The organism is Slackia exigua ATCC 700122 (assembly GCF_000162875.1).
In the GTDB taxonomy this organism is placed as follows: domain Bacteria; phylum Actinomycetota; class Coriobacteriia; order Coriobacteriales; family Eggerthellaceae; genus Slackia; species Slackia exigua.
The window spans coordinates 343,277-360,989 of record NZ_GG700631.1; the positions used below are offsets into that span (position 1 = coordinate 343,277).

At 61.9% G+C, this 17,713-nt stretch carries 16 protein-coding genes; 6 read left to right on the forward strand and 10 right to left on the reverse strand.

Annotated elements, in window-relative coordinates:
* Positions 1–304: IS3 family transposase (locus HMPREF0762_RS07520; RefSeq protein ID WP_006363029.1), on the forward strand; the 304-nt coding region annotated here is incomplete at its 5' end.
* A 626-nt stretch (positions 305–930) separates the two neighbouring features.
* On the opposite strand, the gene HMPREF0762_RS07525 is transcribed toward HMPREF0762_RS07520, so the two are convergent.
* Together HMPREF0762_RS07525 and HMPREF0762_RS07530 are read right to left on the reverse strand one after the other, a co-directional pair.
* The gene (locus HMPREF0762_RS07525; RefSeq protein ID WP_006363032.1) at positions 931–2,067 is read right to left on the reverse strand and encodes an N-acetylmuramoyl-L-alanine amidase family protein; all 1,137 of its coding nucleotides are present in this window, start codon (positions 2,065–2,067) and stop codon (positions 931–933) included.
* A 361-nt stretch (positions 2,068–2,428) separates the two neighbouring features.
* On the reverse strand, positions 2,429–3,634 hold the full coding sequence (locus tag HMPREF0762_RS07530; RefSeq protein WP_006363033.1) for an N-acetylmuramoyl-L-alanine amidase family protein: 1,206 nt from the start codon (positions 3,632–3,634) through the stop codon (positions 2,429–2,431).
* A 295-nt stretch (positions 3,635–3,929) separates the two neighbouring features.
* Here HMPREF0762_RS07530 and HMPREF0762_RS07535 point away from each other — a divergent pair, with 295 nt between their 5' ends.
* Both HMPREF0762_RS07535 and HMPREF0762_RS07540 read left to right on the forward strand, forming a co-directional pair.
* A complete protein-coding gene (locus HMPREF0762_RS07535; RefSeq protein WP_115314242.1) occupies positions 3,930–5,294 on the forward strand; it encodes a CDP-glycerol glycerophosphotransferase family protein in 1,365 nt (454 codons plus the stop codon).
* The gene (locus tag HMPREF0762_RS07540; protein ID WP_006363035.1) at positions 5,295–6,611 is read left to right on the forward strand and encodes a CDP-glycerol glycerophosphotransferase family protein; all 1,317 of its coding nucleotides are present in this window, start codon (positions 5,295–5,297) and stop codon (positions 6,609–6,611) included.
* A gap of 96 nt (positions 6,612–6,707) precedes the next feature.
* Here HMPREF0762_RS07540 and HMPREF0762_RS07545 read toward each other — a convergent pair whose 3' ends face one another.
* The 6 genes from HMPREF0762_RS07545 to HMPREF0762_RS07570 form a co-directional block, all read right to left on the reverse strand.
* The gene (locus HMPREF0762_RS07545; protein ID WP_006363036.1) at positions 6,708–7,733 is read right to left on the reverse strand and encodes a zinc-binding dehydrogenase; all 1,026 of its coding nucleotides are present in this window, start codon (positions 7,731–7,733) and stop codon (positions 6,708–6,710) included.
* Positions 7,734–8,441, reverse strand: a complete 708-nt coding sequence (locus HMPREF0762_RS07550; RefSeq protein WP_006363037.1) for an IspD/TarI family cytidylyltransferase — start codon at positions 8,439–8,441, stop codon at positions 7,734–7,736. It abuts the gene before it with no gap.
* Positions 8,442–8,536: 95 nt separating this feature from the next.
* Positions 8,537–9,655, reverse strand: coding sequence for an exonuclease/endonuclease/phosphatase family protein (locus HMPREF0762_RS07555; protein ID WP_006363038.1), 1,119 nt, complete (start codon positions 9,653–9,655; stop codon positions 8,537–8,539).
* A gap of 237 nt (positions 9,656–9,892) precedes the next feature.
* A complete protein-coding gene (locus HMPREF0762_RS07560; protein ID WP_040619440.1) occupies positions 9,893–10,519 on the reverse strand; it encodes a class I SAM-dependent methyltransferase in 627 nt (208 codons plus the stop codon).
* An 86-nt stretch (positions 10,520–10,605) separates the two neighbouring features.
* Positions 10,606–12,048: a DUF4013 domain-containing protein gene (locus tag HMPREF0762_RS07565; RefSeq protein ID WP_040619441.1), complete on the reverse strand. Its 1,443-nt coding sequence runs from the start codon at positions 12,046–12,048 to the stop codon at positions 10,606–10,608.
* Positions 12,049–12,267: 219 nt separating this feature from the next.
* Entirely contained in the window at positions 12,268–12,801 is a 534-nt protein-coding gene (locus tag HMPREF0762_RS07570; RefSeq protein WP_006363042.1) for an adenine phosphoribosyltransferase, read from the reverse strand.
* Positions 12,802–13,020: 219 nt separating this feature from the next.
* Here HMPREF0762_RS07570 and HMPREF0762_RS09270 point away from each other — a divergent pair, with 219 nt between their 5' ends.
* Positions 13,021–13,161 (forward strand): hypothetical protein, encoded by a 141-nt coding sequence (locus tag HMPREF0762_RS09270; protein WP_156784560.1) that lies wholly within the window; start codon positions 13,021–13,023, stop codon positions 13,159–13,161.
* A gap of 180 nt (positions 13,162–13,341) precedes the next feature.
* Complete coding sequence (locus HMPREF0762_RS07580) at positions 13,342–14,640, forward strand: O-acetylhomoserine aminocarboxypropyltransferase/cysteine synthase family protein (RefSeq protein WP_006363045.1); 1,299 nt, start codon at positions 13,342–13,344, stop codon at positions 14,638–14,640.
* 82 nt (positions 14,641–14,722) lie between these two features.
* Here HMPREF0762_RS07580 and mnmA read toward each other — a convergent pair whose 3' ends face one another.
* Positions 14,723–15,811: a tRNA 2-thiouridine(34) synthase MnmA gene (mnmA, locus tag HMPREF0762_RS07585; RefSeq protein ID WP_006363046.1), complete on the reverse strand. Its 1,089-nt coding sequence runs from the start codon at positions 15,809–15,811 to the stop codon at positions 14,723–14,725.
* A gap of 228 nt (positions 15,812–16,039) precedes the next feature.
* Positions 16,040–16,969 (reverse strand): cysteine synthase A, encoded by a 930-nt coding sequence (gene cysK / locus HMPREF0762_RS07595; RefSeq protein WP_006363049.1) that lies wholly within the window; start codon positions 16,967–16,969, stop codon positions 16,040–16,042.
* Positions 16,970–17,176: 207 nt separating this feature from the next.
* Between cysK and HMPREF0762_RS07600 the strand changes: the two genes are divergently transcribed.
* The gene (locus HMPREF0762_RS07600; RefSeq protein ID WP_009076442.1) at positions 17,177–17,608 is read left to right on the forward strand and encodes an RrF2 family transcriptional regulator; all 432 of its coding nucleotides are present in this window, start codon (positions 17,177–17,179) and stop codon (positions 17,606–17,608) included.
* Positions 17,609–17,713 lie beyond the last annotated feature (105 nt).

The window sequence follows — 17,713 nt, forward strand, 5'->3', positions numbered from 1 at the left end:
CGTCCATTCCGATCGCGGCGGCCACTACCGCTGGCCGGGATGGGTCTCTATCTGCGAGCGGCACGGGCTGGCGCGCTCCATGTCGCGCAAGGGGTGCACGCCCGACAACGCCGCGATGGAGGGGTTCTTCGGCAGGCTGAAGAACGAGTTCTTCTACTACCGCGACTGGCGCGGCGTGAGCGTCGACGGATTCGTCGCGAGGCTGGAGTCCTACCTCGAGTACTACCGGAGGGACAGGATCAGGGAATCGCTTGGGTGGCTGAGCCCGGACGAGTATCGGAGGAAGCTCGGATACGCCGTGTAGGCGGTCCAAGAAATCGTCCGCATCCCCAAACAGCGATTTTTTGTCATCGGCATCGAATTCGATGGTCGAAAAGGGGCTATACCCCCCTTTTTTTCGGACGGAACTTGATGCAGTCGCCAACACGATGCATCGGGGTGGCCGATACCCCCTTTTTACCGCGCGCGACGCATCGAAAGCCGATGTCGGCGACCTAGGATTGCTCGACGTCTGATTCGGTGACGACGAGCCGGACCTCCCATTGCACCATCAAGCTGCCGTCGGCCGTACGGGTTTTCACCGAAGGTTTCTTCCAAGATCCTTGCTGCGGAAGACGGCATGCTCGCTCACCTATAGGAACACGCAATGTCGTCAGAACGTGCAGCGCTATCGGAGTCAGAACATACTACAGCGCTATCGAGATACGCAATGTCGTCAGAACTCGCAGCGCTATCGGAGCATGCAGCGCCGGGATATGCAACGCTGCCAGAACGCGCAACGCCATCGGAACATACGACGCTATCGAACCGAGAAAAAAAGGAACGGCCCCGGTGCACTACCGAGGCCGTTGTCGAAACACGATCTTGGGGCAATCCCCCTCCGCAGGCGATTATCCGCAATCGCCGCACGAGTTGCCGAATTCCTCTCGACTACCCGATCCACACGCCGTTGGATGCGAAGAAGTACCACGTCCCTTTAATCTTGTGCCAGCCCGTAGCCATGCGGCCGGAGCCCTTGAAGTAGTACCAGTCGCCCTTGATCTTCTCCCAGCCGGTGTCCATGCGGCCGTTGTCGGCGAAATGATACCAGTCGCCGCCGCGCTTGAGCCAGCCGGTCTGCACGTATCCGTGCTCGTCCGTGAAGAACCAGTAGCCGCCGAGCGCGAACCAGCCGTTCGGATTACCGGAGTCCTCGTTCCAGGCCAGCAGATTTCCATCCCACATCATCCGAATCTCACCCGAGGCGGCGCCGTTGGACGCGAAGAAGATATCTGCATATTCGATGGCTTCCCCTGTTCCATACAGCCTCTGCCAGCCGGTGAGCATGCGCCCGGATTTGTCGAAGAGGTACCAGCGTCCGTCAATCATCTGATATCCCGTATGCATGCCCCATTCGGAATCCAGGCAATACCAGTAACCGCCGACCTTCTGCCAACCCGTGAGCATGCGCCCGGACTTGTCGAAGAGATACCAATTCCCGACGATCTTCTTCCAGCTCGTCGCCATGTGCCCATATTCATCGACGTAATAGACGCTATCCTCTAGGTGGAGAAACTCATTGGCATGCATGAACCCGTAGTCCGTATCGAGGTAGAACCAGTAGCCGCTGGGCTTCTGCCAACCCGTGAGCATGCGCCCGGACTCGTCGAAGAGATACCAGAGCTCGTTGTACTCCCACCACCCGGTCACCATATGCCCGTGCTCGTCGAAACCGTAGGTATGATCACCGATATCGAGAATTGCGTAAGCATACATGAACCCGTAATCCGGATCGAGGTAGAACCAGTAGCCGCCGGGCTTCTGCCAACCCGTGAGCATGTTCCCGTCGTCGTCGTAGAGGTACCAGTAATCGCCGATCCTCTGCCAACCCGTGAGCACCTTGTCGCCCGCACGCTGCATCTCCGCGCCGTCGGCGGCGGGCTCGTCGGCGAACGCCGGCGCAGGGGCCGCGCACAGGACGGCGGCCGCTAAGAACGCGAAGACCGCCGCAGCGAAGGACACCCTCGAGAAGAAGCTCCCTTTGCTTTCCGAACGCGACATATCGAGCCGCACATCATCGCACGTCATGGCAATCGCCCTCCTTGCCCCGCATCCCCGTCGGCGCCGGCCGGAGCCGGATCCGAGCCCTTCGAGCCGTAAACAGATCGACCGAAGCTACGGCTCCCCTAATGTAATGATAGACCACGTGCAGGAAAGTCGGGGCTAGTCCGCATCCCGTTTCGGCAGATGGACGCATAAAATGGACGCGCGACCCATAGCGCCCTGCGCCCATGGGACATACGGCCATCCTACGGCAAAGCTTGACGCGACGATGCATGATGCACATGTGTCAGAGAAAGACGAGAACGGCGTCTCTCCCAAAAGAAGAGACGCCGGACGGAAACGATCGAATCAACTTGCAAGAAGCATCCGTTGCGGATGCCGGATGTTACTCGACGAGCACGCCGTTGGATGTAAAGAAGTACCACGTCCCATTAATCCTGTGCCAGCCCGTCGCCATGCGGCCGGAGCCCTTGAAGTAGTACCAGTCGCCCTTGATCTTCTCCCAGCCGGTGTCCATGCGGCCGGACGACGCAAGATGGTACCAATCGTCGTCGTCCTCGAGCCAACCGGTGTCCATGCGGCCGGAAGAGCCGAGATGGTACCAGCTGCCGCCGTCCTTGATCCAGCCTGTGTCCATGCGGCCGTTGCCGGCCATGTGATACCAGTTGCCGCCGCGCTTGAGCCAGCCGGTCTGCGCGATGCCCTCCTTGTCCGAGAAGAACCAGGAGCCGCCGATTTCGGACCAGCCGGTCAAGGTCTTGAGGGTTTCGTCGGAAACCAGAAGCTTCCCATCCTTCGTCGTCCTGATCATGCCCGATGCAGCGCCATTGGATTCGAAGAACACGTCCGCGTATTTTGCATCGGGGAATTTCTCATTGACCTTCTGCCAACCGGTAAGCATGTACCCGGAATCGGCGAAGAAGTACATCTTTCCACCGATCTTCTTGTATCCGGTGACCATGCTGCCGCCTTCAGGATGGAGGTAATACCAGAGGTCGCCGATCTTCTGCCATTCGAAGAGCATATGTCCCTGGTCGTTGAAGTAATACCAGTCCTCATAGATCTTCTGCCAGCCGGTCACCATGAGTCCATCTTTATCGAAGTAATAGAGGTCACCACCTATGCTGAACACACCGTCGGCATACATGAAGCCCTTTTCCGGATCCAAGTAGAACCAATACTTACCAGGCTTATACCAGCCGGTGACCATGTGCCCATTTTTATCGTAGCAATACCATTTTCCATCAACCTGATGCCAGCCCTCATGCTTGGCATCGGCGACCGCGGCCGCTTCGGGCTCGATGGCCGCATCGGCCGCAGCCTTGGCAGCGGGCTTATCGGCCTCGTCGTTGTCGGCGGCTTCTCGCTTGCCAGCGCCATCAGGTTCGTCGGCAGCAGGCCTGTCGGCAGCATCAGCCGCGGCGGCAGACCCGCCGGCAGTGCCGGCCGCGGCATCGGCGGCAGGTTCATCGGCAACGCCGGCCACGGCGGCCGCGCCTACAGCCGCGGCACCATCAGGCTCGTCGGCGAGCGCCGAAGCCGGAGCTGCGCACAGGACGACCATCGCGGCCGTCAGGACCGCGAACGTCATCGCATGGATAGGATTCTTTGAAAACGGATGTTCGGCACGTTCCGAACGGGGCACGTCGAGTCGTACATCGTCATATCTCATGGCGATTACCTTTCTATATGTCTCGTGTCTCGGTCGAACTTCGAGCTGAAATCGGCGTCTCTAGGCCGTCAGCCCTTGAAAACCGCAGCCTCTGCACCTCGATGCCATCCGTGCGAAGGCGCGATCCCGGCTAGAATACGCGAATCGCGCTGAAAGATGAACTCACCTATAATTCAATCCGCATGTTTTCCTTTTCATGATCGAGGCACCCCTCATGAGCATTCCTCAAAAGCTCCGCTCCGTCGCGAAGCGCATCGCCAAGGATTCCCTTTTCGGCCGGCGCATTCCCGCCGCATATCGCGCGACGGCCCAGGCGCCCGTCGATCCGCACAAGGTCGTCTTCCTCGAAAACAAAGATGACGACCTGCCTGACAGCTTCGCGCTCGTCGAACGATGCGCACGCGAGCGCTACGGGCTCGACACCGTCTTCATCTCGCTGCATGAAACGAGCGTGCCCCGCACGCGGTACTTCGAGAACTGCGTGGCCGCCGCACGGGAGATAGCCACGGCCCGCTACGTCTTCCTCAACGACGCATCGCAACTCGCAAGCTGCCTGCCCCTTCGCCCCGAAACGAAGATCGCCCAGCTCTGGCATGCCTGCGGCGCCTTCAAGAAATGGGGCATGTCCACAGCCGGTCTCGCCTTCGGCGGCACGCGCGAAGAGCTGCTGCGTCATCCCTACTACGGGAACCTGTCGCTTGTGACCGTCTCGAGTCCCGACGTTGCCTGGGCCTACGCCGAAGCCATGGTGCTCGAGGATACGCCCGGCATCATCAAGCCCCTCGGCGTCAGCCGCACCGACGTATTCTTCGACGACGCGTTCCTCGCCGGCGCCCGTGCGCGGCTCGAACACGCGTTTCCGCAGGCCGAAGGCAAGAAGGTCATCCTGTACGCGCCGACGTTCCGCGGACATGTGAGCAACGCGACCGGACCCGACGCGCTTGACGTCCGTGCGCTCATGCATGCGATCGGCGACGAATACGTGCTGGTCGTCAAGCATCATCCTTTCGTGAAGCATCCGACGCCCATTCCCGACGATTGCCAGGATTTCGCCTTCCTCGACGACGGCAGCCTGCCTATCGACGTGCTTCTCAGCTGCGCCGACGTCTGCATCTCCGATTATTCGTCGCTCGTGTTCGAGTATTCGCTTTTCGGGCGACCTATGGCATTCTTCGCCTACGATCTGGATGAATACAAGGATTGGCGCAATTTCTACTACGACTACGACGAGCTTACGCCCGGCCCCGTGCTGGCCACGAACGAGGAACTCATCGACTACCTGACGCACGTGGACGAGCGCTTCGACGCCGCGCAGGTTGAGGCCTTCCGCGCGAAATTCATGAGCGCCTGCGACGGCCATGCAACCGAACGCATCTGCACCGAGATGTTCGGGGATGCGCCTGCTCAAGACGATGGGCGGAATGGCGAAGAAGCCCGGAGCAATGCGGCTCCCCGACATGCTGGCGCACCGAGCGAACCGCATGGATCATCCGGCTTTTCGAACGCCGAAGCCCCCGACGCGTCCCGTATGTCGCGCGCATCATCAAGCAATGCCGCAGCGGTAGAGAGGCGAGCCTGAATGAAACACGCCGCCATCGCCTGCGCCCGCATCGTCTACAACGGCCTTTACCAGCTCTTCTGCTTGATGTTCACGCGCCGGAACGAAGTGCTGTTCGCCTCGCGCCAGTCGAACAGCCCCAGCAAGGATTTCAAAATCCTGGCCGAACGCTTCGAAGCCGGCGGATGGAAGCCGGCCACGATCACGCGCACGTTCAAGGCGAAGCATGCGATAGCCTACGGCGCTTCGACCATCCGTCAGCTCTATCACCTGGCTCGATGCCGCGCATGCATCGTAGACGGCTACAACCCGGCCGTAAGCCTCGTGAACATGCGCTGCGAAACAAGCGGACGATCGGGCATTCAGGCGAACGCCGATCGCGACGTGCTGGACACTCTCCCGAGCGACGGCCTCGACGACCCGTGCGACCTTCCGAACGGCCACGTAGCGACGACCACCTCACGGGCCAAGGTCGCCCAAAACGGCGCACATGCCGGCACGCCCGACAGCCCGCACGCGCCCATCCACGACGAATTCCCCGAACGCCCCCTGGTCATGCAGATCTGGCATGCATACGGTGCCTACAAGAAATTCGGCTACCAGGCCATCGGCACGCGCGAAGGCCGCTCGCTCGCCGCTGCGCAAGCCGTGCGCATGCATCGCAACTATTCCTGGATCCTCTGCAGCGGCGCATGCAACCGCGGCGTGTACGCGCAGGCGTTCTCCTATCCCGTGGAGCGCGTCGCAGCGCTCGGACGCCCCAGCTTCGACGAGCACGACGAGCTGCGTCGACAGGAGGAAGAGGCCGACCGCGCACGGCGCGAGGAAGGCGCGCGGACAGTCATCCTCTTCGCTCCCACCCTGCGCCGTTCCGACGAATCCCAACACCCCTTCGTCGAGCTCTACGACCATGCGGACGAAGCGCTCGCAGACGTGGATGCCGAATTCCGCTGGTCGTTCCACCCGATCGAGAACCGCGGGCACATCGGGCCGAGCGGCATCGCGTCGCTTATCGGCACAGACATCGTGGTGACTGACTACTCGTCGATCATGTACGAAGGCGCGCTTCTCGGCAAGAAGGTCGTATTCTACGTTCCCGACCTCGATGAATACCTGGAATCCCCCGGACTCAACTTCAACCCGCTCGCCATCGCACCGGGCATAACCTGCACGAGCGAATCCGAGCTCGTCGCGCTTCTCGAGCGCCTGGCGAACAACCCTGGATCCTATGACCGCCAAGCGCTCGACCGCCTGATCGGCGACACGTTCGTGCACCCAGGCGATTCCACGACCGATGCCATCTTCGCATTCATCGAAGCGCATTCGTCCACGCGTTAGGACAGGCACACCAGTTCGATTCGCAGGAGATAACGCTTTAAAAAGGCTTGCAATCCGATGCGCCTCGCGCCTTCACGCGTCGGCGCAATGCATCGCTTAGATATGCCAGCGCATGACCGTCTTGCCGAGACGCTTCTGGATGTCACCCTCGAAGGCCGCCGTCGCATCGGCGATGGAGCGCACGTCGAAGACCTGCCCCACGATGCGTTCGAGGTATGCCGGCACCGACGGCTGCGCCCGGTACAGATCGAGCGTTTCCTGGAAGTCGATGCGCCCCGAACGACTGCTGCCGAACACGCGCAGCCCCTTTTCGAGCACCATGCGCGTGTTGATGGGCACGGCGTTTTCGCTTACGCCCATGAGCGCGATGCAGCCTTCGGGCTGGATATGGTCGATCGCCTGGTCGATGGCGCTCTGCGACCCCAAGCCGCCGGCGCATTCGAACGCATGGGCGACGATGAGGTCGGCGGGAATCGCGTTCGTCAAATACGTGCCGTCGACGAACGTGAAATCGGCAAGCTTGTCCTCGTTGCGGCCGAACACGTAGACCGCGGCGCGAGGAAAGCGCTTCTTGATCAGAAGGGCCGTGATGAAGCCGACGTTGCCGTCGCCCCAGACGCCCACCGACGAGCGATCCGCGTGGGCGAACGCGTCATAGCGTGAAATCGTATGCGTCGCCACGGACACGAGCTCGGTGAAAGCCGCAACGTCTTTGTCGATGCCTTCGGGCAAGGCCACCACGCGATCGGGCACGGTGCGTACGAGCTCCTGCATGAAGCCGTCGGCGCTCGATGCGCGAAACTTGCTCGTGCGCAGGTAGTTCTCGGCGATGACCTCATGAGATTCGCACGGAAGATTCGGAATCATGACGACGGCGTCGCCAGGCGCGTAGGTGCCGGTGTTGTCCAGCACCACTTCCCCGATGGATTCATGGATAAGCGCCATCGGAAGCTTCTCGGCCATGATGGCGGCACCGCGCGTTCCTTGGTAGTAGCGCTGATCCGCGTTGCAGATAGACAGGTGCGTCGGGCGCACGAGCAAGGTGCCTTCATCGATGCTCTCGTCGCGCACAAGCATCTCGAAGCGGCGCGGCGCGGTCAGCTGATACACGGTGTTCAGCATTTAATCCTCGATCCCCAGGAGCGCCTGCGCGATCTTGAGATCGGTCGGATAGGTGATCTTGATGTTGGATGCGGCACCGGGCACGAGCGCGACCTTCCGATCGCGCAGGACGAAGATCTTGCATGCATCGGTCAGAATGGCGCGCTCCTCGTTCGAAAGCGAGGCGTACAGGCTCTTGAGCGCACCGATCTTGAAGGTCTGCGGCGTCTGACCTTGGAACATGCGGCTTCGTTCGGGAACCGCGTCTATCACCGTGCCGTCGACGCTTTCGACGATGGTGTCGGTGGCGGGAATCACGGTGTCGCAGGCATCGTGGGAGGCCATGGCGTCAAGGTTGTCCTTGATGATGCGGTAGGTGACGAACGGACGCACCGAATCGTGCGTGACGAGCACGGCGTCGTCGTCGATGCCGAAGGCGTCTTCGATATAGGCGATGGCGTTCATGATGGTGTCGTTGCGCCGCTCTCCGCCGGCGATGACGACCAGCCGGTCGCTTTTTCCCACGTAGGTGCGCAGGATGTCTTTGGTCGGTTCCACCCAGGCATCGGGGCAGAGCACGATGACCTTCTCGAATTCAGGCATGATCAGGAACTTTTCGACCGTGTACGCGATGATGGGCTTCTTGTCCAGGAGCAGATACTGCTTGGGCTTGTCCTGATTGCCCATGCGCGTGCCGCGGCCTCCCGCCAGAATTGCAGCGAAGTTCATGATGCGTCCTTTCCTGCCCCGTCCGAGAATCAGTCGCCTATTGTATCCCAAGCATGCGGAGATGCTTCGCGTCATGCTCCCGCCGCCGTCGGCTTCTATTCGTTGAGCGAGAACGTGAGCTTGACGGGGTTGTGGTCGCTGAATTCGAATCCCGTATCGATGTTCTCGGCCGCGGCCGTCACGTTGTCCGACACGATGAAGCCGTCGATCGTGGTCGTGTACGTCACGCCCTTCTGATACGGGATGTCGTCGCCGCGGCACGTCGGGACATCGGCAAGGTTGCTCGCCTCGACGACCGAATAGCCTTCGGCCAGATCCTCGGAGGAAAGCGTCGCGACCCAGCTCGGCACCTGCTGCTCGGAAGGATACATCTCAAGGCTGCCGCACAGCGCGTGGTTCCAGTCGCCGCCTGCGATAACGTAGTTGCCCGCTTCGTATTCTTCTTTGAGTACCTGATTGAGCATCGCAAGCTGCTGGGCGCGGACCGTGCCGCCCTCGTCGTACGCGGACATATGGCTGTTAATGAGCACGAGCTCCTTGCCGTTGTCCACGGGAATGCGAAGGACCTCGAAGCAACGGTCGAGATCGAAGAACTTGGCGGGGAACGCATCCGACACCGGATAGCTGCGACGCACCGCGCTTGCGACGTGCGCGTCGGTCATCGTGAGGAGGCCGGCATTCACGATGCCGTGCGGGTCGGTCAGCGGATACGCCAGAAACGCGCTATGGAAGTTCGCCGCGTAGGTCGATCCGTAGCCGGGCATGACGCCCTTGATGGCATCGACCTGATTCACATGATAGCTGCGCGTCGAATCGACGTCCGCCTCCTGGAACAGAGCGAAATCGGGATCGAGGGCCTGGGTGGTCGCGATGGCGCCCTGGGTGCAGGCTTCGACGCTTTCCTTGCTCACGGCCGTGCCATGCGTGCCTTTCTTCGGCGTTCCGTCGGCCATGACGCCTTCGTCCATGAAGAACGTGTAGTCGGGCGTATACGCCCCGAACCCGATGTTGTACGTGGTCGCGGTGTATTCCGTTCCCGCCGACAGCGTCTGCAGGACGTTGGAATCCGTGACGAGACGTTCGTTGTCGTCGATCCGATAGTAGGTGATCTGCATATACGCGACATAGCACCCGACGACGAGCATGATGAACACCAGAAGCGTCGAGATGATCTTGAGCACGGCCCTGAGCGCCGCTCCAAGCGGTTTCGTCATGAACGACCCTTTCCCTTTCCTGCATGCAATGCGTCACCATTCTATATGACGAACACGCAGCATGAACGGAAACGAAGGGACGAGCACGCCGAGCCGCGCCGAAAAGCTGAAATCGGACGGGGCGGATATTGATCCTCGCGTAGGAATACAGCAGGGTGGGCAAGCGTACGCACCGAGCTCTTGAATCGGTACGAAGCGCCAGAAGGACACGGCAGGCCGAAAGTATTGGGGATCCGATCAGGCGCGACGGGCCAGCACGACCATCCAACGTTCGCTCGGATGCGTGCGCACCTCGATGCGGTCGAATCCCGCTTCCTCTAGGAGGGCTGCAAGATCGTCGCCCGTATACATCGACATCCCCGAAAACGATGCGGCCATCTCGCGGTCGGATTCGGCCGTGCCGTCCACCTCGTTCGAGATCATGAACGTGCCGCCGCGACGAAGCACGCGCGCGACCTCGGAAAGCGATCGGCGGATATCGGGCCAGAAATACACGGTCTCGAACGCGGTCGCCACATCGAAGGATGCATCGGCGAAGGGAAGCGCCATCACGTCGCCTTCGACGATACGGCAGGAACCCTGCGCAATGGCCCGTGCATTGAACGAGCGCGATTTATCGACGCTCGTCGGAGCGTAATCGACGCCGGTCACGCTGCCGCGCGGACAGCGCTCGAGCAGACGCGCGACATTTGCGCCGCCGCCGCAGCCGATATCGATCGCATCGGCCGTATCATCGATCGAAAGCTGCGTGAAGCTCCATGCGGAAAGCATCGCGTGACGGCCGCCGTTCATGCGCTCGAGCATGGTCAGGCCGCCCTCCCCTTCGGGACGCGCGGGATTCTGGTCGGGAGGAAGCGCAGACATGGAAATCATCTCCTTATTCGCAGAAAGACGCCGACCGCAACGGAGCGGACGGCGTCTTGGAAGGACATGAGCAACGAGTCGGAAGGTTATTTGCCCGTCTCGTCGGAAGAGGACGCGTCATGAGGTGCAGACGCATCTCCTTCGCCGGCATCCGCATCGACAGGCGACGACGCTGCGGCCGGAGGCGTCGGCGGAACCGCGGGCGCTGCGGCCTGCACGTCGGTGCCGGCCGGAACCGATGCCTGCGCTGGGGGCTCGGGCGCCGAAGGAGCGGCGGGAGCCTGCGCTGCCGAAGCAGGGGCCGTCTGAGGGTCGGTCGGAGAAGCCGGAGCAACCTGTTCAGGAGCAGCCTGTGCGACCGAAGCGACCGGAGCGGTCTGATTTGCCGGAGCAGCTTGAGATTCGGCCGACTCAGGAGCCGCGGCCTGCGGTTGCGGCGCGGAAGCCGCCGTCTGCGGTGCGGCAGCCTGCTGCTGAGGCTGTGCGAAGCCTTGATCCTGCGCGAACGGCTGGTAGCCGCCTTGGGGCTGCTGGTACTGCTGCCCGTATGCCTGCTGCTGATACGGATTCGGCTGCGGCTGGGCATCCTGCTGCGGCTGGCCGCCCTGGGGCTGCTGGTACTGGTTCGGCTGCTGCCATGCGCCGGTCGGGGCGTATCCACCCGGGAGCGGAGCGTCCTGAGGACCCCAGGACGGAACGTTGAACTGCGACGTCCAATAGCCGAGGGCGCGCGTCGTGATCATCTGGAGCCAAACGCTCACGCACATGAGCGCGTATATGAGAAGCGTGAAGACGAGCATGAACACCAGGAAGCCGGCGCCGGCGCTCGCGATCGCCGTCATGATTTCGGAATCGGACATGGTTCCCGAAGACGCGTTGATCACGGGAACGAGAATCGACATCAGGAAGGTGAAGCAGACGATGAAGAACACGAGGCCGAATATGAGACCGAAAATAAGGCCGAACAGGAGGTTCATCGCGAAGATGCGCACGATGCCGTTCGTGTCGCGCTTCAGCATGCTCCAGTCGTTCTTGATATTGAAGCCTGCGGACAGCGAGTCGTAGATGCTGATGCGCATGCTGCCGGCCCAGCCTATGAATTCCACAAGCACGTAGAGCGCAAGGGAGACGAGCGAGAGCAGGAACCCGAGCGCCATGGCGCCGCCGGAAACGGGCGGCACCGACCCGTAATACGACCCGCCGGCCAGCAGCGCGAAGTACCCGCTGTTCGTCAGCATATCGCTGAAGGTCGAGATGATGCCGGGAATGAGCCCGAGCACGAACATGAACACGAAGATGAGCCCGCCGCGCGCCCAGAGCCGCGTATCGTTGTTGCCGAAGATCGTGCGCGGCAGAGGATTGCGCACGTTCCATGCGGCCTCGCGTGCCCATCCATAGAGGAAACCGTTCTGAACGATGGTGCCGAGGATCGGGATCATATCGAGAAGGCCCAGCTTGAGCACGTTCTTGAACCAGCCGGGCGAGTTCTTCACGTCGTTCCATGCGGTCTGGAAGTACTTGATCTGCACTGCGACCACTTCCTTTCTCGTGGCGATGCATGCTGTCCGATCTTCGACGTCGAAAGCCGGCCGCCGAAGGCCGAACGCACGGCGCGGATCGCCTTACAGGGTTGATGATGCTGCCACTATACCGCAGGAGACGAGGTCATCAAGGCCTTGACACCGTATCGATACCGTTTCTTGAAACACCTGTTCACATATGCTTTTCAAAGCATGGGAGGGAGGCGCCTACCTGACCTTCACGAGCGAGAAGACGTCGGCATCCGTCGCGCGTGAAATGCAGGTGCGCGGCTCGAGGAATTCAAGCTCCATCAGGAACCCGAGGCCCGCGAGACGTGCGCCGAACTTCTGCACCAGGCGGATCTGCGCGACGGCCGTGCCGCCGGTCGCCACCAGATCGTCCACCAGAAGGACCACGTCGTCGGCGCACAGCGCATCCGCATGGATTTCCAGACGGTCGACGCCGTATTCAAGCTCATATTCCTCGGAAAGCGTCGCGCGCGGAAGCTTGCCCGGCTTGCGAGCGGGAACGAATCCGGCGTTCAAGCGATACGCCACAGGTGCGCCGATCATGAAGCCGCGCGCCTCTGCGCCGACGACCTTCGTGACGCCTGCATCCTTGAAATGGTCGGCGATCGCGTCGATGACGGCCGAGAATCCTTCCCCATCGGCCAGAAGCGGCGTGATGTCCTTGAAGACGACGCCCGGCTCGGGGTAATCGGGAATGCTGGCGATCTTGCTCTCGAAGTCGAATGCGACCATGAGAATCCTTTCGGGACGCGAAGCCCGCGCGAAGCGGCGCCCATCGGCGAATCAAACCGCGCCATTGTACTACGACTCCGTTCGCACGCGGACCGCCCTTCGTCTCGATCCCGATTGTGAAGACTCCTCCGCATGTTCTTAAAACCTATTGACCTTATTGGTTAGTGGGTTATTGTGTCGTCATCACAGGACGGCACGACGCTCGGAAGGAGGCATCGCATGACCGAGAAGTTCAACACGCTCAACCGAGGCTGCTACGCCACGCACGACATGATCTTCATGCGCGCATCGATGCCTTGCAGGCGAATGCCCTGCTCCCGAGCGAATCTTGCAGTCCTCTTGAGCGAAATCTCCGCCTGAGGGCCGCGCGCGCCGATAGGCATCGGCGAGACCTCGTTCGGGAGGCATACGGGCGCTGCTCCCGGCCTTCCGCATTCATTCGAATCGGATTCGTGGCAGCCGGGAACGCGACCGGGCGCACTGCTTCGCCCTTTTCCCTTTGCATCATGACGAACGATTTCGCATTCGGAGGAACGAACCATGACTGAATACCGATTCGAGACCAAGGCCCTGCATGTCGGGCAGGAACAGGCCGATCCCGCATCCGACTCCCGCGCGGTGCCCATCTACCAAACCACGTCGTACGTCTTCCGCAGCGCGCAGCACGCCGCCGACCGCTTCGGGCTGCGCGATGCCGGCAACATCTACGGACGCCTGACCAATTCCACCCAAGGCGTCTTCGAAGACCGCATCGCGGCGCTCGAAGGAGGCGTGGCCGGGCTTGCCGTGGCATCCGGCGCGGCGGCGATCGCCTACGTCATCCAGGCCCTCGCCCGCGGCGGCGACCACGTGGTCGCGCAGAAGACCATCTACGGCGGCACGGCCAACCTGCTCAAGCACACGCTGGCGCCGTTCGGCATCGACACATCGTTCGTGGATGCCCAGAACCTCGCGGAAGTCGAATCCGCCATCCGAGACACCACCAAGCTCGTCTTCATCGAAACGCTCGGCAACCCGAATTCCGACATCCCCGACGTCGACGCCATCGCGAAGATCGCCCACGCGCACGGCATTCCCGTGGCCGTGGACAACACCTTCGGCACGCCGTACCTGTTCCGCCCTATCGAGCACGGCGCCGACATCGTCATCCATTCCGCCACGAAGTTCATCGGCGGACACGGCACCACGCTCGGCGGCGTGATCGTGGACGGCGGCACCTTCGACTGGGCTGCGTCGGGACGCTTCCCGCAGTTCTCCGAGCCGAACGCCTCCTATCACGGCGTGTCGTTCGTCCAAGCCGCCGGACCGGCGGCGCTCGCCGCCTATATACGCGCCATCCTGCTGCGCGACACCGGGGCCTGCATCTCGCCGTTCAACGCCTGGCTCCTGCTCCAGGGAACCGAAACGCTTGCCGTGCGCCTCGACCGCCATATCGAGAACACGAAGAAAGTCGTCGAATACCTGGCGGCCCAGCCCCTGGTCGAAAAGCTCAACCACCCGAGCCTTCCCGGACATCCCGACCACGAGCTCTACGAGCGCTACTTCCCCGATGGAGGCGCGTCGATCTTCACGTTCGAGATCAAGGGAGGCAAGGAAGCCGCATATGCGTTCATCGACAACCTGAAGATCTTCTCGCTGCTCGCGAACGTCGCCGACGTCAAGAGCCTCGTCGTGCATCCCTACGACACCACCCATGCCGAGCTCACCGCCGAAGAGCTCGCGGACGCAGTCATCACGCAGGCCACCATCCGCCTGTCCATCGGCATCGAAGCCGCCGAAGACATCATCGGCGATCTTGACCAGGCGTTCCAAGCCGTCTCCGACATCGTGGCGGCATAGGCCGGGAATTTCCGAAGGGAGAGGTCGAGCGGACATCCCCGTTCGACCTCTCTTCATTCCCGTCTCGTATGCGCAGAGCCGATCAGAACGTCGAGGCGACGGTGCCGCCGCCGATGACCTCATCGCCCTGATAGACGACGACGGCCTGGCCGGGCGCCGCGAGGCGCGCGGGCGACGCGTAGACGATGCGGACCGTGCCGTCCTGCCTGCGCTCCACGCGCGCCGGATGCGGAGTCTGGCGATAGTGCGTCTTGACCATGACCTCGAAAGATGCGAGATCCTCGGGATCGGCGACCCAATTCCAGTCGTCGGCGACGCACCCGTCGGACAGCAGGGAATCCTTCGGCCCGACGACGAGCGCGTGATCCCGCGCGTCTTTCGCCACCACGTACAGAGGCCCCGATGCGGCGATGCCGATGCCCTTGCGCTGCCCCACGGTGAACGACTCGATGCCCGAATGCCGTCCGATCACCGCGCCCGCCTCATCGCGGATTTCTCCCGGCTGCGGCGTATGGCCGGAATAGCGTTCCAGAAAGCCGACGTAGTCGCCGTCGGGAATGAAGCAGATATCCTGGCTTTCAGGCTTGTCTGCATTGATGAAGCCCTGTTCGGCGGCGATCGCGCGCACCTCGGACTTGCGCATGCCGCCGAGCGGCAGCAGCGTGTGCGCCAGCTGGTACTGCGTGAGCGAATAGAGCACATAGCTCTGGTCTTTCGACGCATCGGCGCCGCGCACGAGGGCGAATCGGTCGCCGCGGCGCACGATCTGCGCGTAGTGGCCCGTCGCCACATAGTCGCACCCCAGGTCGAGCGCCCGTTCAAGCATGCTTCCGAACTTCAGTCGGCGATTGCAGTCGATGCACGGGTTCGGCGTGCGCGCCGTTTCGTACGCGCGTACGAACGGCTTGATGACGGCGTCTTCGAAACGATCGGTGAAATCGATCGTGCGATGGGCTATGCCCAAACGGCGCGCGACGCTTTTGGCATCCTCGACGTCGTCCAGGCTGCAACAGGTACGGCTCGCGCACGAGCGCGCGTCGCGGCCGGGCAGGTCGCTGCCATGCAGGCGCATCGTGGCACCGATGACTTCGTATCCCTGCTGTTTGAGCACGTATGCGGTAACGCTCGAATCGACGCCGCCGCTCATGCCCACCATGACGCGCTTCGTCATCGGCGAACCGCTCCTTCCCCGGGCAGGCTGCTCGGATTGCCCCATGATGCCTCGAGGGCGCACGCGAAGGCTACGCGCACCTCAGGACGCGGCGGCATCGAAGCCGCATGATCCACGCATATCATCATGTGAAGCCTCCTTTCCCTGCCGCATCGCATTCCGCGCATCAAACCATGCGGGAATCGTGCGGAACGCCCGTCATAATCCGCCGAACACCCGAATACCTCCCTATTCGGCGAACAGCGGCGTGGACAGGTACCGCTCGCCCGTATCGGGAAGGAGCGCGACGATGGTCTTGCCCTCGTTTTCCGGACGCTTCGCAAGCTCGACGGCGGCCCAGACCGCAGCGCCCGAGGATATGCCCACGAGCACGCCTTCCAGGCGGCCGATCTCGCGCCCGGTTTCGAAGGCGTCGTCGTTTTCGACCTTGACGACCTCGTCGTAGACGGACGTGTCCAGCACATCGGGCACGAAGCCCGCGCCGATACCCTGGATCTTATGGGAGCCGGACGTGCCTTCGGACAGGACCGGAGAGCTTGCCGGTTCGACGGCGACGACCTTGACGGCGGAATTCTGCTCCTTGAGGTACGCGCCCGTGCCCGTCACCGTGCCGCCGGTGCCGACGCCTGCGACGAAGATGTCGACCGTGCCGTCGGTGTCCGCCCAGATTTCAGGACCGGTCGTGGCCTTATGGACCGCCGGATTCGCAGGGTTGACGAACTGGCCGGCCAAAAAGCTGTTCGGCATCTGGTCGGCGAGTTCCTGCGCCTTCGCGATGGCGCCCTTCATGCCCTTCGAGCCGTCGGTCAGGACGAGCTGCGCCCCGTAGGCCTTCATGAGCAGGCGACGCTCGACGCTCATGGTCTCGGGCATCGTGATGACGACCTTGTACCCGCGCGCGGCGGCCACGGAAGCGAGGCCGACGCCGGTATTGCCGGAGGTGGGTTCGATGATCGTGGCGCCCGGGCCGATCTTGCCGCGCGCCTCGGCATCGTCGAGCATGGCTTTGGCGATGCGGTCTTTGACCGAACCGGCAGGATTGAAATACTCGAGCTTGCCGAGCACGCGGGCCTTCAGGCCCTCCTTCGCTTCGATGCCCTTGAGCTCGAGGAGCGGCGTATTGCCTATGAGCTGGTCAATGGATGTGTAGACGGTCATGGCAGCTTCCTTTCGAGGACACGCAGACGGGTCGTGCCGAAGATGCGTCACTGCATAACCCTATCTACTAAGTAGGTTTAGAGGGATTAAACCTACTTCGAGCAATAAAGTCAAGACGACGGCACGGGGTTCATGATGCGCTTCCCTGTAAATACATACAACCTGGTGATATTATGGGTAATGGAATTGAGAGAAGAGGCAGAGCATATGATGATTTCAACGAAAGGCCGCTACGCCCTGCGCGTCATGGTCGACCTGGCCGAACACATGTCCTGTTCGTACACGCCTCTGAAGGAGATCGCCCGGCGTCAGGAAATTTCGGAAAAATACCTCGAAAGCATCCTCAAGGTGCTCGTGAAGAACGGCCTGCTCGTCGGACTGCGTGGCAAGGGCGGCGGATATCGCCTGACGCGCGATCCCTCGTTGTACACCGTAGGCGAGATCCTGCGCCTGACCGAGGGCGGGCTTGCCCAGGTTCCCTGCCTCGACGAAGACGAATCGTCCTGCGATCGCATGGGATCGTGCCGTACCGTGGAGATGTGGCGCGGGCTCGACAAGGTCATCAACGACTACCTCGACGGCATTACGGTGGCCGACCTGGCAGAACGCATCGACGAGGGAAACTATTACGTGATCTAGGCCGCTGAATGCAGGTTGTGCAACGCGTACGGGCACCTGCCGCCTGCGTCCCGACCATCGGCGTCAATGGCCATGGCGCTCAATTCCCATGCGCATCCTTGCGGC

Coding starts and splice junctions, on each gene's coding strand:
- HMPREF0762_RS07525 (WP_006363032.1), bottom strand. CDS start 2,067: ATGACGTGCGATGATGTGCGGCTCGATATGTCGCGTTCGGAAAGCAAA.
- HMPREF0762_RS07530 (WP_006363033.1), bottom strand. CDS start 3,634: ATGACGTTCGCGGTCCTGACGGCCGCGATGGTCGTCCTGTGCGCAGCT.
- HMPREF0762_RS07535 (WP_115314242.1), top strand. CDS start 3,930: ATGAGCATTCCTCAAAAGCTCCGCTCCGTCGCGAAGCGCATCGCCAAG.
- HMPREF0762_RS07540 (WP_006363035.1), top strand. CDS start 5,295: ATGAAACACGCCGCCATCGCCTGCGCCCGCATCGTCTACAACGGCCTT.
- HMPREF0762_RS07545 (WP_006363036.1), bottom strand. CDS start 7,733: ATGCTGAACACCGTGTATCAGCTGACCGCGCCGCGCCGCTTCGAGATG.
- HMPREF0762_RS07550 (WP_006363037.1), bottom strand. CDS start 8,441: ATGAACTTCGCTGCAATTCTGGCGGGAGGCCGCGGCACGCGCATGGGC.
- HMPREF0762_RS07555 (WP_006363038.1), bottom strand. CDS start 9,655: ATGACGAAACCGCTTGGAGCGGCGCTCAGGGCCGTGCTCAAGATCATC.
- HMPREF0762_RS07560 (WP_040619440.1), bottom strand. CDS start 10,519: ATGTCTGCGCTTCCTCCCGACCAGAATCCCGCGCGTCCCGAAGGGGAG.
- HMPREF0762_RS07570 (WP_006363042.1), bottom strand. CDS start 12,801: ATGGTCGCATTCGACTTCGAGAGCAAGATCGCCAGCATTCCCGATTAC.
- HMPREF0762_RS09270 (WP_156784560.1), top strand. CDS start 13,021: ATGACCGAGAAGTTCAACACGCTCAACCGAGGCTGCTACGCCACGCAC.
- HMPREF0762_RS07580 (WP_006363045.1), top strand. CDS start 13,342: ATGACTGAATACCGATTCGAGACCAAGGCCCTGCATGTCGGGCAGGAA.
- mnmA (WP_006363046.1), bottom strand. CDS start 15,811: ATGACGAAGCGCGTCATGGTGGGCATGAGCGGCGGCGTCGATTCGAGC.
- cysK (WP_006363049.1), bottom strand. CDS start 16,969: ATGACCGTCTACACATCCATTGACCAGCTCATAGGCAATACGCCGCTC.
- HMPREF0762_RS07600 (WP_009076442.1), top strand. CDS start 17,177: ATGATGATTTCAACGAAAGGCCGCTACGCCCTGCGCGTCATGGTCGAC.